Annotated in this window: 13 protein-coding genes; 6 read left to right on the plus strand and 7 right to left on the minus strand. The window is 35.7% G+C overall.

The annotated features are described in order from the left end of the window. Positions 1-35: 35 nt before the first annotated feature. From EV197_RS13045 to tilS, 5 genes are all read right to left on the minus strand, one after another. Positions 36-2,006, minus strand: coding sequence for a tetratricopeptide repeat-containing sensor histidine kinase (locus tag EV197_RS13045; protein ID WP_130287233.1), 1,971 nt, complete (start codon positions 2,004-2,006; stop codon positions 36-38). Positions 2,007-2,255: 249 nt separating this feature from the next. Further along, on the minus strand, positions 2,256-4,106 hold the full coding sequence (locus EV197_RS13050; protein WP_130287234.1) for a CocE/NonD family hydrolase: 1,851 nt from the start codon (positions 4,104-4,106) through the stop codon (positions 2,256-2,258). A 98-nt stretch (positions 4,107-4,204) separates the two neighbouring features. After that, entirely contained in the window at positions 4,205-4,978 is a 774-nt protein-coding gene (locus EV197_RS13055; RefSeq protein ID WP_130287235.1) for an SDR family NAD(P)-dependent oxidoreductase, read from the minus strand. Then, positions 4,978-6,999, minus strand: coding sequence for a protein-disulfide reductase DsbD family protein (locus tag EV197_RS13060; RefSeq protein ID WP_130287236.1), 2,022 nt, complete (start codon positions 6,997-6,999; stop codon positions 4,978-4,980). The genes EV197_RS13055 and EV197_RS13060 overlap by 1 nt, the downstream gene beginning before the upstream one ends. Further along, positions 6,996-8,318, minus strand: a complete 1,323-nt coding sequence (gene tilS / locus EV197_RS13065) for a tRNA lysidine(34) synthetase TilS (RefSeq protein ID WP_130287237.1) — start codon at positions 8,316-8,318, stop codon at positions 6,996-6,998. The genes EV197_RS13060 and tilS overlap by 4 nt, the downstream gene beginning before the upstream one ends. Positions 8,319-8,468: 150 nt before the next feature. Between tilS and EV197_RS13070 the strand changes: the two genes are divergently transcribed. After that, the gene (locus EV197_RS13070; protein ID WP_130287238.1) at positions 8,469-9,167 is read left to right on the plus strand and encodes a hypothetical protein; all 699 of its coding nucleotides are present in this window, start codon (positions 8,469-8,471) and stop codon (positions 9,165-9,167) included. An 11-nt stretch (positions 9,168-9,178) separates the two neighbouring features. Here the strand turns inward: EV197_RS13070 and pabB are convergent, their stop codons facing one another. Both pabB and EV197_RS13080 read right to left on the minus strand, forming a co-directional pair. Then, on the minus strand, positions 9,179-10,483 hold the full coding sequence (pabB, locus tag EV197_RS13075; RefSeq protein WP_130287239.1) for an aminodeoxychorismate synthase component I: 1,305 nt from the start codon (positions 10,481-10,483) through the stop codon (positions 9,179-9,181). After that, the gene (locus tag EV197_RS13080; RefSeq protein WP_130287240.1) at positions 10,483-11,022 is read right to left on the minus strand and encodes an NADPH-dependent FMN reductase; all 540 of its coding nucleotides are present in this window, start codon (positions 11,020-11,022) and stop codon (positions 10,483-10,485) included. Before EV197_RS13080 ends, pabB begins: the two co-directional genes overlap by 1 nt. 90 nt (positions 11,023-11,112) lie before the next feature. Here EV197_RS13080 and EV197_RS13085 point away from each other — a divergent pair, with 90 nt between their 5' ends. Genes EV197_RS13085 through EV197_RS13105 form a run of 5 tightly spaced genes read left to right on the plus strand, consistent with a single transcriptional unit; the run spans position 11,113 to position 16,329 of the window. Then, positions 11,113-12,462, plus strand: coding sequence for a DEAD/DEAH box helicase (locus EV197_RS13085; RefSeq protein ID WP_130287241.1), 1,350 nt, complete (start codon positions 11,113-11,115; stop codon positions 12,460-12,462). 31 nt (positions 12,463-12,493) lie between these two features. Then, positions 12,494-13,270, plus strand: coding sequence for an NYN domain-containing protein (locus EV197_RS13090; protein ID WP_130287242.1), 777 nt, complete (start codon positions 12,494-12,496; stop codon positions 13,268-13,270). An 11-nt stretch (positions 13,271-13,281) separates the two neighbouring features. Continuing rightward, positions 13,282-13,827 carry a metal-dependent hydrolase gene (locus EV197_RS13095; RefSeq protein WP_130287243.1) on the plus strand — a complete coding sequence of 182 codons (546 nt, stop codon included), beginning with the start codon at positions 13,282-13,284 and terminating at the stop codon, positions 13,825-13,827. Then, positions 13,827-14,585 (plus strand): subclass B1 metallo-beta-lactamase, encoded by a 759-nt coding sequence (gene bla / locus EV197_RS13100; protein WP_130287244.1) that lies wholly within the window; start codon positions 13,827-13,829, stop codon positions 14,583-14,585. Before EV197_RS13095 ends, bla begins: the two co-directional genes overlap by 1 nt. Beyond that, positions 14,575-16,329 (plus strand): ABC transporter ATP-binding protein, encoded by a 1,755-nt coding sequence (locus EV197_RS13105; RefSeq protein WP_130287245.1) that lies wholly within the window; start codon positions 14,575-14,577, stop codon positions 16,327-16,329. Before bla ends, EV197_RS13105 begins: the two co-directional genes overlap by 11 nt. Positions 16,330-16,370 lie beyond the last annotated feature (41 nt).

A 16,370-nucleotide genomic window follows, 5' to 3' on the forward strand; every position in this document is an offset into this window, starting at 1 on the left:
AGTTTGGGGTTGAAATCCATTTAAACAATAATTTATTACGCAGCTTTAGGCAGTGAAATATAGAATGTACTTCCTTTTCCTAACTCGCTTTCAACCTTAATTTTTCCGTTATTTAACTCTACCAATTCTTTACAAATTTTTAAACCTAATCCCGTACCTGATTCGTTCTGAGTTCCGGTGGTGGTAAAGGTATCTTCTGCAAATAACTTATGAAGGTTTGAGGGATCAATACCTACACCTGAATCCTTGAAACATATATCATAATGATCCTCTCTTTCTATTGACTGTAAGGCAATAGTATCGCCTGGGTTACAGAATTTAATAGCATTGGCAAGTAAATTTTGAGCAACGATAGAAACCATATCCTTATCGGCATAGATCGTTGCATTTTTTAATTCATTAATTAACTTAATATCCTTTTGATCTGCTTTTGGTTTAAAAAATTCAAATTTACTGGCAATTAAATCATTGATATCAAAGCTTACAGGATTGGCATTTAATTCATTCATTTGAGATTTTGACCAGTTCAATAAATTATTTAACATAATCCAGGTTTGATTGGTACGATTGGCTAATAATGGAATGATTTCATTAAATTCCTCTACAGAGATGGTATTCTCTTTTAGCAATTTTAAAGTACCATCTAAGCCTGATATTTCATTTTTAAGGTCGTGAGAGATTATAGAAAAGAGCTTATTTTTAACAAGATTAGACTCGTGTAGCTCCTTAATTAATCGTTTACGTTCTCTTCTGGAACGAATAATAAATATGGAAAACACTGCGATTATCAAAAGAACTCCAAGTGCAGAATACGTATATATCCTATACTTGAACAATTCATTTTTTGTCTTTTGTTCTTGTTTTTCTTGCTCATCTAATCGTTTCAATTGTTCTAATTCAGCCTTGTATCTTGCTTCCGCGCGTTCCATCTTATCAGAAGATAAATCTGCCATCCGTTTATCAGAAAGTTTTTGGTATTTCTTTTGCCATTCCAACGCTCCTGCAAGATTACCTCTTGCAGAATCCAACTTAGAAGTAAACTGATAATTCTTGAGCAAGGATTGAATGGCTCCAAAATCTGTAAATTCCTTTCTTGCTGCAGCAAGCAAGCGTTCAGCTTTTTTATACTTACCAGATTTCATTGCTAAATAACCCAGTTGTTGTTTATTATCTACAGCTAACATCTCATAACTTTCTTTAGCGATATCTAAGGATGTTTCATAATATTTCTTAGCTAAATCATAATCTTCTTCATATAGTGCTACTTCTGCCATGATATTATAACTGTGCGCAATGGAAGCATCAATACTGTCTTTTTTATTTATGGCTAAGGCCTCTGGTAAAATTGCCTTTGCTTTTTTAGGTTGATTATTTTGTAAATAGATATACGCCAAATTATTCATGACCATCCCAATATTTTTTGTAAACCCAGTCTTTTTGCGCATATCGATGGCTTTCTTAAAATATTCGGCGGAAGCATCAAGATCTTGTAAACCAGCATATACATTTCCTAGGTTATTATAAACAATAACAAGACCAGAGCTATCCTTCAACTTTTCGTAATACATTTTAGCCTCTAGTAAATAATCTGAACTTCGCTCTACGTTACCTCTTTCAAACTCCAAGACAAATCTATCGTTATATACATAGGCTAACCCCTGTAGGTCGTTAGCTTTTTTAAAACTCTCCTCGGATTGATCAAAACTCCTGATTGCTTTTAGGTACTTTTTAGACTTTTTAAGTATACGACCTTGATAAAGGTATGCTTCTCCCAAACCTTTGTGATACTCCATTTTTTTGCCTTGTGCTATTAAGCTAAGCGAAAGTTTTTCTGCTTTGACCAACTCGTTGGCCTTTATAAGAATTCTTAGCGAATCAATCGCCTGACTAAATTGTATAGTATCTTTGATGTTCTTAAAATTTAATTGATTTACAGCAATAGGCTTTGCCACTGCGACCAAAAAAAAGAGAAAAAAAGCGCTGATGGTAAGTAAAGATTTCTTCATACCTGAAATTTACTAAAAAATAGATAAAAAACAATATTTACCCTCCATATTACCTAAAAAAATTAAACAAAAACAAATAGAGTAGTATTAATCTTACAAAAAAAATCGATAATATAAAAAAACCGAATTCAATGATTCGGTTTTTTACCTTGCTTCATTATTGTCGAATGTACATTCTAAAGGATATCTTCATTTAAAGCTAAAATACGTTCGATCATTCTGTACATTTAAAAAATAGTTTTGTACCAACTATTTTTCTAACACAAATACTTCAATTGCTGAATCTTCATAGACCGAATGCGTCTGTTTTTTAAAATCAGATGCCTTTGCTTTAAAAATGTTGTCCACATAGGTCTGTGGATTAAGGTCAATATAAGGAAACCAGGTGCTTTGTACCTGTACTTGTATCTTGTGACCCTTTTTAAAGGTATGATATACATCCTGTAGTTTTATAGTAACATCAGTTTTTTGATTAGGCACAAATGGTTCTGGTTTGCTAAAGTCATTTCTAAAACGACCTCTAAGTACTTCGCTTCTTACCATCATATGATAATTAGACATCTTAAGATATTCTTGAGTTTCTTCGAAGTCTTCCGCATCCGGTGGGTAAACATCTATTACTTTTACTACCCAATCAGCAGCTGTGCCTGTGGTTGCTACCTTTAGTTTGGCCAAGATTTCTCCAGATAAGGTTATATCTTCATCTAACACAGGAGTCTCAAATACTAAAACATCAGGTCTCCTGGCTGCAAATCGCTGGTCATCGGTCATATACTTTCGTGGAGTAAATACCATTTTAATATCTTCTGAGTAAGGCACTGGCTTTTTAGGATCACTGATAAATTCAGTAGATCCTGCTCCAGGCTTGTCTGTTAAATTTGAATTGGAGAGGTACATTGTTTTTTTAGCTGCTTTTTTTGGAGGCCACTCACTAAAGCTATCCCATTGCATGGTACCAGTGTTAAAAATTTTCACTTCCGGAAGACCGGTTTCGCCATTGGCTGGTCCTTTAAGAAAATGATTGAAAAATGATGTTTCGATATTTTTCTGAAAATCTAATGAAATATCATCTCCAAAATAGATATTACCTATCGCTTGTCGTTTTTTAGTACGTGCCCAATCACCGTGACTCCAAGGTCCAAAAACCATAGTGTTATACGTATCACTATTTTCTTCAATTTTCTCATAGGTTTCAAAAGGACCATATAAATCCTCAGCATCAAACAAACCTCCCACTACCATAACTGCAGGCTTAATATCCTTTAAATGCTGAATGATCCCTCTTTTCTGCCAAAACTCATCATAATTGGGGTGCTCCTTTAATTGTGTCCAAAAAACATTATCCTCTTTATAATAGGCGTCTAAATTACTTAACGGTCCGGCATCTAAGAAAAACTGATATTGGTCCTTGGTTTTTAATTCCGGAAAAGTATACCAACTCTCTGCAGTAGGTTGTGTTTTTTCATAACCAAATACAGCTGTCGCTCTCCAGTAGCTTAATAAATAGGCTCCATTATGATGAAAATCATCAAAGAAAAAATCCCCGATACAAGCTTGTGGCGAAACCGCCTTTAAAGCCGGATGCGCATCTAACAAACTATAAGTAGCATAAAATCCTGGATAAGATATTCCCCAGATCCCCACTTTTCCATTGTTGTTATTCACATTGTTAACCAACCAATCTATCGTATCATAAGTATCACTGGCCTCATCCACTTCTTTTCCTTTTTTATTGGGGATATAGGCTCTCATATTATCATAGGTACCCTCACTCATCCAACGGCCTCTTACGTCCTGATATACAATGATATTTCCTTCTTTCATTAAAAATTCATTAGGACCAATTTTTGATCTGAATTGATCTTTGCCATAAGGTCTGGAACTATAAGGAGTTCGCTGCATCAATATCGGATACTGCTTGGAAGTATCCTTTGGAGAGTATATTGTAGTATGCAGTTTTACTCCATCTCGCATTTCGATATTAACTTCTGTCTTGGTATAATAATCCTGTACCTGGTAATCTGTTATGTCTTGAGCACAGGCAGTCAATACCCACGATATAAAAAGTAGGGTAATGACTAATGATTTATTTGATCGCATGAAATTTATTTTAATTAAAGGCATAAGATATAAAAATGCCTTAGCTGCTCTTTTTCAATTAAGGAGATTTTAACAGGAAAGTACAAGGAATAGCGGTCTTATTTTGATTGTATCAAACGAGTTAACTTTGTTACAATAGTGCGGGGAATAAATCGTGTTGTAAATAGTAATAATTTGTTTTTCCATCCGTGTACGGCCACTGTTTTACCTTTCATCATTGCTTTGTAGCCGTATTCTGCTACCGTTTTTGAAGAAGGTAAGTTCGAACTCTTAAAAAGCTTACTATCTTTCATATTAGCGACTTCTGAAAATGAGCTTTTCGTTGCTCCTGGGCATAGCGCGGTAACTGTAATATTTGTATCGTTCAACTCATTGGCTATAGCTTCAGAAAAATGAAGTACAAAAGCCTTTGTAGCATAGTATATAGCCATTAATGGACCTGGCATAAAAGCAGCTACTGAGGCAACATTTAAGATTTTGCCGTTATTGTGACTCAGCATAGACGGTAAATATAACTTGGTTAGTTGTGTAAGGGCAATAATATTAAGATCAATCATTGCCTTTTCCTTTTCCCAATCATTTTCGCTAAACTTTCCAAAGTCACCAAATCCAGCATTATTCACTAAATAATCCACGGTAATTTCATTAGATGTCGTTGTTTCAAAAACTTCTTTAGCTGCATCGGGTTTGGTGAGATCCTTAATAATCAAAAACACTGCAATTGGGTACTCCGATTCTAAGGTTGCTTTGATTTTTTGTAGTTTTTCTTCACTCCTGGCTACAAGGACCAAATTTATGTTGTGCCGCGCAAAAACTATTGCCAACTCTAATCCAATTCCGCTTGAAGCCCCTGTAATTAACGCTGTGTTCATCAGTTGGCTGATTGAAAATTGAATAACGGCGAAGGTTGCTTTTCCTTAAATCTTTTAAGCCCTTGTTGTAGCCAATCCAAATATTCCGTAGCCTCAGGTGTATAAGCTGTAGTTGTGTTTAAAAGATTAAACTGGCTATCTATTAAGACATAAAACGGTTGAGAATTATTCTTGAAATTCAGCGTTTGGAAAGTAGCCCACTTATCCCCTACCGTTCTAATTTTTTTAATACTACCGTCTTGTTTTACATAGTTAAATTGTTCCTCTTTACTGAGTTTTTCTCTATCGTCTACATAAAGTGAAATTAACACATAGTCTTCTTTGAGGGTTTGCATCACCTCTGGATAACTCCAAACCTGCTCTTCCATCTTTCGACAATTAACACACGCCCAACCCGTAAAATCAATCATAATCGGCTTGTTTTGAGCTTTGGCCGCTTGTAAACCCTTTTCAAAATCCATATAAGCATTTAGACCTAAAGGTCCGTGCGTTTCTTTGTCATAAATACTATAAAACAAAGGAGGTGGAAAACCACTTAGTAATTTTAAGTTGGCGTATGCTGTATTCGTTAAACCTGGTATTAAATACAAGACAAATAATAAAGATATCACTCCAAAGGATTTTCTCCCAGTACTCAATTTACCCTTCGGACCATCGTGCGGAAAACGTATAACACCAAAAAGGTAAAGGGCTAAAGCAATACCAACGAGTATCCAAATCCCAATAAAAATTTCTCTTTTCAAAATACCCCAGTGTTCCACCAAATCTGCATTGGACAAAAACTTGAAAGCAAGTCCCAGCTCTATAAAGCCTAAAACCACCTTTACGGTATTTAACCAACCACCACTTTTTGGTAAGGAATTCAGCCAATTAGGAAACAGGGCAAATAAAGCAAAAGGTAAGGCCAAGGCAAGTCCAAAACCACCCATACCAAAACTTAGCTGAATAGCACCTCCATCTGTACTTAAGGATCCTCCTAAAAGCGATCCTAATATAGGACCGGTGCATGAAAATGAAACCAAAGCCAGTACTAGTGCCATAAAGAAGATACCAATCACACCACCTACTGCATTCGCCTTACTGTCTAGTGCATTACTCCAGGATGAAGGCAATGTAATTTCATAATATCCAAAAAAGGAAAATGCAAAAGCGATAAAAATGACGAAAAATATAATGTTTAAGGTAACATTGGTTGAAATATTATTTAGAATTTCTGGATCAACAGAATCCAACAAGTGGAAAGGTAGACTTAACAGTACATAAATTGCAAAAATAAAAAATCCATATAAGATAGCGTTTATGGTTCCTTTTCTTTTATTCTTAGCCCCTTTAGTAAAAAAGGAAACTGTTAATGGTATCATTGGGAATACACATGGTGTTAAAAGTGCAATTAAGCCCCCAACAAACCCCAGTAAGAAAATTGTAAGATAACTTTGATCCGCAACCTCTTCGGTGAGATACTTCTCTTTACCCTGTATATCAATTAGTAAAGCTTCAGACTTCTGTTTGTCTCTATCGGACACCTCAGTTTCTGCAGGAATAATAGACTCCTGATCACCACTAAGACTAAAAATAAACTCTACTTGATCTGGTGGTAAACATTTTTCATCATCACATACCCCAAATTCAACTGAGGCTTTAATAGATTGAAGGGATGGATCTAATACTTTAATTTTTTGAGTAAAAAGCGCGTGATCTTCAAAATATTTGATATCCATTTCAAAGACCTTATCAAATTTCTGGATTCCTTCGGGTTCTATGGTTTTGCCGATGAGTTCAAAAGCGCCATTATCATTATAATACGTAAATTCAGTCGGTGTTGGTGCAATTTCATCTGTTGCTGCTTCTTCTTGAGAATAGAGATGCCATCCCTTTTCAAGGGTAGCTTCAAATTTTAGTACATAGGTACTGTCATCAATTTTTTCAAATGAATTTGTCCAGGATATGGGATTAAATACCTGAGCGTAGGTGGTCAAACTAAATAGTACTGAGATTAAAAATGTGGTAATATATTTCATCATTTGTTTACTGTAACTTTTACTATTTCTGTTGTATTTGAGGTAACTTTATAACGATCATCAGGCCTATGTCCAATCACCCAAATAATGTCATCGCCAGCGCATAATAACCAAATTTTTTCCTTATCCAAAACGGATAGCTTTTCGTCCTTAAAATACTTACTCAGCTTTTTCTTCCCTTTCATTCCTAATGGATAAAAATAGTCTCCTTCTTTCCATTTTCTTACAAGCAAAGGGTACTTTAACTTTTTCTTATCAAAATAAGCAACGGAACGGTTTCTATCTTGAATTTGAGAAACTACTTCAAATTTCAAAGTACCTGGTTGGATCATCACTAAGTCTTCATCTTCAGTGATCAAATAAGAACTGCCGCCAGTATGATGAACCTTTTCAAAGCTGTCTAACAAAAGAAAATCCCGGTCTTTAATCAATCGATGGGTATCTGATACAATCTGTTTTCCGGGTTGCGCCGTGACCAAATCAAATACATCATTCCAAGCGGTAAATCCAAAATCTTTTAAGACATAAAACAATATATCTTTGGGATTACCTTCTGCTTCTATTGCAGAAATCTTGATTTTAAGAACCCCATTGTCTTGTTTGTCAAATAAGCTATGTTGTAATTCAGCAGCTCTATTTTTAATAAAATTCTCAGCGTTTTGAAGGTTTTGAAGGGTCTGACCAAAGTTTTTTAGAAATGAAGGCGTCGTTTCTTTTAGCTTAGGTATGACTTCTAACCGCAGTTTATTTCTTAAATATTTATTCGACTGGTTACTACTATCTTCTCTCCACATCCAACCCTTTGCAGTTGCCAAGGCTTTAATTTCATCTTTGGAGAATAGTAAAAGTGGTCGTATTACTTGCTCGTTAATAATGGGAATTCCTGTTAATCCCTCTAAACCCGTTCCGCGCGATAGGTTTATTAAAAAAGTCTCTAAATCATCATCTAAATGATGCGCCGTCGCTATATAATCGTAATCGTATTGTTCTGACAATGCCCTGAACCAATTGTACCGAAGTTCTCTTGCGGCCATTTGTATGGATATTTGATTATTATCAGCGTAACTAATGGTATCGAAGTCTTTGGCAAAAAAAGGAACGGAAAGTTGATGTGCCAATTTATGCACAAACGATTCATCGCCATCACTCTCGCTATCCCTTAACTTAAAATTACAATGCGCTATGCCAATTGCCTTGCAATGTTGATGCAATAGCCTGGTTAACACTACACTATCCAGACCACCACTACACGCGATTAGGACCTTTCTATTTTTGATGAAGGCAAAAGAATTCTTTATGTGATTTGCAAATTGTGTTTCCAATCATCAAGGATTACTACATTGTCAAAGATACGTTTATTATACCACCCCGTAAAATGGCTATATTTTATTTTTTAGTGCTGAAAATCAAGTTTTTAACACGAAAATAGATTTGTTTTGTTTATTTTTAGTAAACTCTTAAACTTCCATCGTATGAAAAGGATTAATGATTTACAGAAGTACTTTAGAGTGGGGCAAAAAGACTTCAACAAAAGATTACTCTCCGTCGTACCTCACCTACACCCCTACATTAAACATCGATTATACATCGCGGAACACACTGGGATACTACCTCGAAACATGTATTGTTCTAATGGAATTATAGACGATGCGATTGTACAATTGTATGATAGTAATGAGCTTATAGAAGATAACTTGTGTAGCCTAGAATTAAAGCTTTTTAGTATTACAGATAAAATCATTGACGACTTATATGCTAAGGAAGGCTGGCATCAACAGAGTGTGAGTACTAATGGTATTCTAAAAGCAGAAATGAAACAGCTGGAAGAATCTTATAGCGTTGATGCGGATAATGAATATATTATGAATGAAGAGCTAAATGATATTTGCTATCATCAAAACAAGGAACGTAAAGCACCTTTTATCTATGATGATACGGATTCTGAAATCTTAAAGATTGTAGCTAAAACCGAACCTGAAAACCGAAACAAGCAGCGCCTTTTAGGGAAATTTTATAGTTGGTTACCTATCAACACCTCTAAAATCATCGATCTTTTTGTTTTTGGTAAGCTGAATTTTGATGAAATCGCGACTGTTGTGGGTGCCACATCACAAGAGGTTAAAGAAACCATTATTACTGTTAGAAAAAGTTTTAGGCGTAATTTGGTGTAAATAAAGCTGCTCTATTGCTGTTCCAAAACCTCTCGCATAGCTTTTGCCTTTACTAAACACTCCTCATATTCTTTATCAGGATTTGATTTAGCGGTTATGGCACCACCAACAGAATAGGAAATATATTTTTTAGTACTGTTGTACAAAATGCTTCTGATAACAACATTAAAGTCGAAGTCACCCTTAGGGTTAAAATAACCGATAGCTCCACTATAGACTCCTCGTTTGGTATCTTCCAGTTCTTCTATAATTTTCATAGCAGATACTTTAGGAGCGCCTGTCATACTGCCCATTGGAAAAGTACTTTCAATGATTTTAACTGGAGAACAATCCACAGCTACCTCTGATGAAACCGTAGAAATCATTTGATGCACTTGCTTAAATGTATAGACCTTACACAGCTCCTCTACTTTTACCGATCCCTTTAATGCGGTTTTTGAAAGATCATTACGAACCAAATCCACAATCATAATATTTTCTGATCGTTCTTTTGAATCATTTGCCAAACTACTGCGCAGATGATCATCCTCTAGTCTAGAACTGGCTCTTTTTGCAGTTCCTTTGATCGGTTGGGATATTACTTTAGTACCTTTTTTTCTTAAATACCGCTCAGGAGAAGCCGATAGCACATAGGCATCATTATTCTTAAAAAAAGCAGCAAACGGTGGAGTTGAAATTGAATTAAGGTGTTGATAGGTTAAATACGGATCAATACAGCTATTCTCTGCATAAAATTCTTGACAAAAATTAGCTTCATAAATATCTCCTCTATGGATGTGTGCTAACATACTGTTTACTTTTTCCTTGTAAACATCCTTAGTCATTCTCACACTAATTTTCACCCGCTCGCAGTCTGATTTTTGTTTTACCTCCTGGTTAAATTCAGTTGCCAAAATTTCTTTATAATCCGCCTCTGCTTCATCGTCCACCATTTTTAAATACGCAAAGGTCACTTTGTTTCCCTTTACAAAAATAATTTTTTTCGGTTGAAAAAAATACAGATCGGCAAACCCTAAACCGTCGTAATTTTCAGATACTAAATGTTCTGTATCATTTTTAAGGTCATAAGAGATATATCCAAATAACCAATCATTGGTCAATGATTGGTACTCTTCCAACTTTTTAAATGCATCCTTATAATCCGTTTTTAGTGCAGTAAATGCGTCGACAGCAATTATAAAATCAAATGCACCATGTATATCATGATGCGTATTACTGTCTAAAAATAGGATATCGTCAAAACGCTGAGCCCAGTACAAAGACTTTTGTTTAAAAGATTCTATGTTGGTGATCGTAAATTGCTTCTCCGTTCGCACTAGGTGTTTATTTGGTGTTCAAATGTGCTCAAGACTTCATTAAGCCCTAGTAATAGTGTTTCATTGGTTATTTGTTGTGCTTTTTCGTCATAATTTTCGTAAAAAGAGGGAAAACTAAAACTTTCTACTATTTCTGCACCAAATCTAGGCAAAACAAGTTTTGCAAATTCTAATGAACTTAATCCCCCGCGTTTGCCGGGAGAGGTGCTCATCAGTAATATTTTCTTCCCTTCAAGAAAATTACGATCAATGCGCGAAAGCCAATCTACTATATTTTTAAAAAAGGCGCTCCAACTACCATTATGCTCATTTACAGCGATAATTAAAGCATCTGCGTCTTTTATATCCTGTTTTAGTCCTAATCCCATACCCGGAAATCCTTCGCGCTCTGCATCTTCACTATACATAGGGAAATTATAATCCGACAATCGTAATACTTTAACCGTATGTGCTTTAAAACGAGAAGCTACATAAGACACCAATTTTTGATTGATAGAATTGGAACTGTTAGAACCTGCAAAAGCTAAAATTTTTTTCATCTGCTTTACTTACTTTATGAGTATCAAAAGTAGCTAAAAACAAAAGAGTCACAAAATAAGTCTACCTTTGCACCAATAAATATTAGCACCTTGGATTTTACTGATTTAAACATAACTGCTTCGTTGCGCAAAGCCATCAATGATTTGGGTTTTGAGCAACCTACCCCAATTCAACAGCAAGCTTTTTCTCCCATATTGTCGGGCAAGGATATTGTTGGCATTGCACAAACAGGAACAGGAAAAACATTTGCTTACTTGCTACCTGTATTAAGGAATCTACAGTATTCGGAGCAAATAAATCCAAGAGTCCTCATCTTAGTACCCACCAGAGAACTGGTACTGCAGGTGGTTCAAGAGACAGAAAAGTTATCCAAATATATGGGTACCCGTGTTCTTGGTGTATACGGAGGCACTAATATTAACACCCAAAAGAAAGCTGTGGTAGAAGGTCTTGACGTCCTGGTCGCTACGCCCGGAAGATTATTCGACCTGGCAGCCAGTAGGGTGCTGCAGCTAAAGTCTATTCAAAAATTAATTATCGATGAAGTTGATGTAATGATGGACTTAGGCTTTAGACCACAATTGATGAACATTTTTGATATTTTACCACGTCAACGACAAAATATCATGTTCTCCGCAACGATGACTGAAGAAGTGGAAAGTATCATTAAAACTATTTTTATTGCACCCAAAAAAATCTCTGTAGCTAAAAGTGGAACGCCGCTACAAAACATTCAACAATATGGCTACAAAGTTGCCAATTTTAATACTAAAGTCAATTTATTAGTACACCTATTAACCGATACAGAAACCTATATCAAAGTGCTGTTATTTGTTAATAACAAAAGAATCGCAGATCGTCTTTTTGAACAGCTAGATATATTTTTTCCTGAGGAATGCGCAGTTATTCATTCAAATAAAACGCAAAACTATCGTTTGAGAAGTATTAAACGTTTTGAGAAGGGCGAGCAGCGTATCCTAATTGCCACGGATATTATGGCAAGAGGTATCGATATTGATGATATTACACACGTGATCAATGTAGACACCCCAGAATATCCTGAAAACTATATGCATCGTATTGGTAGAACTGGGCGTGCAGAAAAAAAGGGTGTAGCTTTGGTGCTTACAACAACCAAAGAAGAACTATATTTAACGGATATTGAAAACCTTATGGAAGTTGCTGTGGAGAAGCTTCCTTTTCCTGATGAAGTTGAAATATCCAACGAATTAATTCCTGAAGAACAACCTAAACCTGTAGAAGTATACAATCCTTTAAAAAGGAACGAAGACGAAGTCGGACCTGCTTTTCACGAGAAAAAAGCGAAGAACCAAAAGGACAATTTGGGTGGTAAATATCACAGAGAAATCAAAAAAAAATATAAAAAACCCAAAACCAAAGGTGATAAGAATTTTAATCGCAGAAAGAAAAAGAAATAAAAATAATCGCCTCTCAAAATCTTAGTACATCATGGAAATAAATTTAGCAGTCCTAATAGATGGAGACAATATACCTTCTGCCTATGTTAAGGAAATGATGGAAGAAATTGCCAAATATGGCAATCCTACCATCAAAAGAATATACGGAGACTGGACAAAACCTGCGCTAGGCAAGTGGAAAAATGTATTATTAGAAAATGCTATTTCTCCAATGCAACAGTATGGATATACCAAAGGTAAAAATGCCACGGATTCTGCCATGATTATTGACGCCATGGATATCTTATATTCTGGCAAAGTCCAAGGCTTTTGTATCGTATCTAGCGATAGTGATTTTACACGATTAGCAACTCGACTCCGTGAAGCGGGTATGAAAGTTTACGGAATTGGCGAACGCAAAACTCCAGAACCGTTTATTGTAGCTTGTGACAAATTCATATACCTAGAGATTTTGCAATACCATCAAATTGATACTGATGCCAATGCAAATGAAAATTCTACAGATCAGAAAAGTTCGGTAGAAAAAATGACTGCCAAAGAAATCAAAATCATATCAGCAACCATTGATGATCTTGCAGATGAAGATGGATGGGCTTTTCTGGGTGATGTTGGTAATCTGATGCAAAAGAAGCAACCTAATTTTGACTCTAGAAATTATGGTTTTCAAAAGTTAACGCCTCTAATAAGATCTATCGATACATTTGAAATTGAGCAGTTCGAGGCTCCTAACGGAAGATCAAAATTGATTTATGTAAGAAATAAAAAGAAAACTAACTCCTCCAAAAGGGCTCCAAGAAGAAAAAAATAAAGCCTTTGCCTATGGCTTCCATATTTGCGCACGGACTTACTGCATTTGCGTTTAGCAAAAGTTTCAAGAACGATCTTTATTCTATAAAACTATGGAGTTTAGGTGTAATTTGCGCTATACTTCCAGATGTTGATGTTCTTGGTTTTAAGTTTGGTATTGCCTACGGAGATTTCTGGGGGCATCGCGGATTTACCCATTCACTACTATTTGCTTGTATCTTAAGTCTTCTTATATGCTTTCTTTTTTATAGGAAAAAAATGAAAGCATATCAAGGTGTTTTTCTTTTTATATATTTCTTTAGTTGTACAGCCTCACACGGTGTCTTAGATGCGATGACCACGGGAGGACTGGGGATTGCTTTTTTATCGCCTTTTGATACTACACGATATTTCTTTCCTTTTAGACCCATACAAGTATCCCCAATAGGAGCAAGTAGATTCTTTAGCCAGTGGGGTCTTAAGGTTATTCTTAGTGAGCTCATTTGGGTAGGTATACCGGCACTGGGATATATTATGATTACATATTTAGTTCACAATTCATTCAAATCAAAAAATTAATGACTAAAAGCTATTTCACTACTATTGTTTTCTTAGGATTACTATTACTCAGTACTTTACCAGGTAATGCTCAAGATCTTTCCAAGTCAATTACCAAACATTTAGAAATACATAAAATCAATGCATCCAGTTATGTACACATCTCTACAATCACCTTAGATAGTGGTAATACTTACCCTTGTAATGGTTTTATTTATATCGATGATAAGGAAGCTTTTATTTTTGATTCCCCTGCAAACGAAGAAGCGGTCCAAGAACTTATTAAGCTCCTAACATCAAACAACATAGCAATTAAAGGAGTAGTATTCAATCATTTTCACAGAGATTGTACTGAGGGGATTGAGATTTACCAATCTTTAAACATACCTACCATTGCTTCTACCAAAACTGCCAATATGATGCAAAAAAACAATTCGCCACTACCAGATATTACCTTTGAGAATGACCTCCGCCTGAATCTTAAGTCAAAGCAAATTATCAACCAATTTGTGGGTGAGGCACATACATCAGACAATATCATCTCTTATTTCCCTGCAGAAAACATATTATTTGGCGGCTGTATGATCAAAAGTCAAGGCGCTCAAAAAGGAAATCTAAGTGATGCTAATGTAAACGAATGGTCCAACACAGTCAGCAACATAAAAAAGACATATCCAAACGTTAACATCGTAATTCCTGGACACGGAAAATGGGGTGATGTGGAATTATTAGATTACACCATAAAACTATTTCAAAATCAATCTGATAATGAAAAATAAAACAGAGAAACAAAATAAAGTCAATATAATATCGGCGTTCAAAACCATTATTTGGCCCAGGAGAAATCTGGTTTTTATAGGATTACTACTTATTGTATTCAATAGAACAGCGGGATTGATCTTGCCTTGGAAAAGCAAAGCTTTATTAGATGAAGTTATTCCAAGTAAGGATATGGATCAGCTCTATGATTTATTAATAATCGTAGGAGCAGCTATATTAGTACAGGCCACTACCTCGTTTTTACTTACGCGTATTCTCAGTGTGCAAGCACAATATTTAATATCAGAACTGCGTGCTAAGGTTCAGAAAAAAGTACTGTCGCTACCTATTAAGTTTTTTGATAATAACAAATCAGGAGCTTTAGTATCTCGAATTATGAGTGATGTGGAAGGCGTACGCAATTTAATAGGCACGGGATTAGTACAAATGATAGGCGGTATTTTCACCGCAGTAGTATCATTGATCATCTTAATTTACATAAATCCCTGGATGACTCTTTTTGTACTGGTTCCTGTTAGCCTTTTTGGTTTAGTAGCGCTAAAAGCATTTAAATACATCAGACCCATATTTAGAAAACGTGGTCAAATCAATGCTGAAGTCAAAGGACGACTTACCGAATCTCTAGCCGGTGTTAGAGTGATCAAAGCTTTTAATGCCGAAGCGCAAGAGAACGTAACTTTTGAAAAAGGAGTAGATCGTTTATTTCAAAACGTTAAAAAAAGCCTTACCGCTACTGCCTTAATGACCAGTTCCTCTACTTTTTTACTTGCCGGTGTAGCCTCAACAGGCATTATGGGGATTGGTGGTTATTATATGATGATCGATGAAATGACAGTTGGAGACTTTCTCTTTTTCACTATGGTTTTGGCCTTTATGATTGCCCCTATTGTACAGATGAGTAACATCGGAAGCCAATTGACGGAAGCACTAGCTGGCCTGGATAGAACGGAGGAACTTATGAACCTTGATCCTGAAGAAGATGAATCCCAAAGAACAATTGAATTGGCAGAGCTAAAAGGAAACATTAAGTTCAATGATGTATGTTTTTCGTATGAAGAAAACAAACGCGTTTTACACGATATTAACTTTGAAGCTTCCTCTGGTACGGTTACTGCTTTAGTAGGAACTTCAGGTTCAGGAAAATCCACAATTGCTGGTTTGGCGGCCACCTTTCTTAATCCAGAAACAGGACGTATTACCATTGATGGTAATGATTTATCCAAAGTAAAACTCAATAGCTATAGAAAATACCTCGGTGTAGTATTACAAGACGAATTTTTATTTGAAGGTACAATACGAGAAAATATCCTTTTCCCGCGTCCTGATGCTACCGAGGAGCAGTTACAATATGCAGTTAAAGCAGCTTATGTTAATGAGTTTACAGATCGATTTGAGAACGGTATGGAAACCATTATCGGAGAAAGAGGTGTCAAACTCTCTGGTGGACAACGGCAACGTATCGCTATAGCCAGAGCGATACTGGCTAATCCAAAAATCATCATACTAGATGAAGCGACTTCAAATTTGGATACTGAAAGTGAATCTTTGATTCAAAAAAGCTTAGGAGCCTTAATGCAAGGCAGAACTACTTTTGTTATTGCTCACAGATTAAGCACCATTCGCAAGGCAGATCAAATTTTGGTTATTGAAGCTGGTAAAATTGTAGAACGAGGTACACACGATGATTTGATTAGTGCACAAGGGCGCTATTTTGACTTGTATACCTATCAGGCTAAAATCTAAGTCTGGAGCAACTTATTTGTTTTCAATCTAAATGGATTTCT

The sequence above is a fragment of the Aquimarina brevivitae genome (assembly GCF_004216895.1).
Lineage (GTDB): Bacteria > Bacteroidota > Bacteroidia > Flavobacteriales > Flavobacteriaceae > Aquimarina > Aquimarina brevivitae.

Excerpts from the sequence above, each read along its gene's own strand:
- EV197_RS13045 (WP_130287233.1), bottom strand. The coding sequence starts at position 2,006 with ATGAAGAAATCTTTACTTACCATCAGCGCTTTTTTTCTCTTTTTTTTG.
- EV197_RS13050 (WP_130287234.1), bottom strand. The coding sequence starts at position 4,106 with ATGCGATCAAATAAATCATTAGTCATTACCCTACTTTTTATATCGTGG.
- EV197_RS13055 (WP_130287235.1), bottom strand. The coding sequence starts at position 4,978 with ATGAACACAGCGTTAATTACAGGGGCTTCAAGCGGAATTGGATTAGAG.
- EV197_RS13060 (WP_130287236.1), bottom strand. The coding sequence starts at position 6,999 with ATGATGAAATATATTACCACATTTTTAATCTCAGTACTATTTAGTTTG.
- EV197_RS13070 (WP_130287238.1), top strand. The coding sequence starts at position 8,469 with ATGAAAAGGATTAATGATTTACAGAAGTACTTTAGAGTGGGGCAAAAA.
- EV197_RS13080 (WP_130287240.1), bottom strand. The coding sequence starts at position 11,022 with ATGAAAAAAATTTTAGCTTTTGCAGGTTCTAACAGTTCCAATTCTATC.
- EV197_RS13090 (WP_130287242.1), top strand. The coding sequence starts at position 12,494 with ATGGAAATAAATTTAGCAGTCCTAATAGATGGAGACAATATACCTTCT.
- EV197_RS13095 (WP_130287243.1), top strand. The coding sequence starts at position 13,282 with ATGGCTTCCATATTTGCGCACGGACTTACTGCATTTGCGTTTAGCAAA.
- bla (WP_130287244.1), top strand. The coding sequence starts at position 13,827 with ATGACTAAAAGCTATTTCACTACTATTGTTTTCTTAGGATTACTATTA.
- EV197_RS13105 (WP_130287245.1), top strand. The coding sequence starts at position 14,575 with ATGAAAAATAAAACAGAGAAACAAAATAAAGTCAATATAATATCGGCG.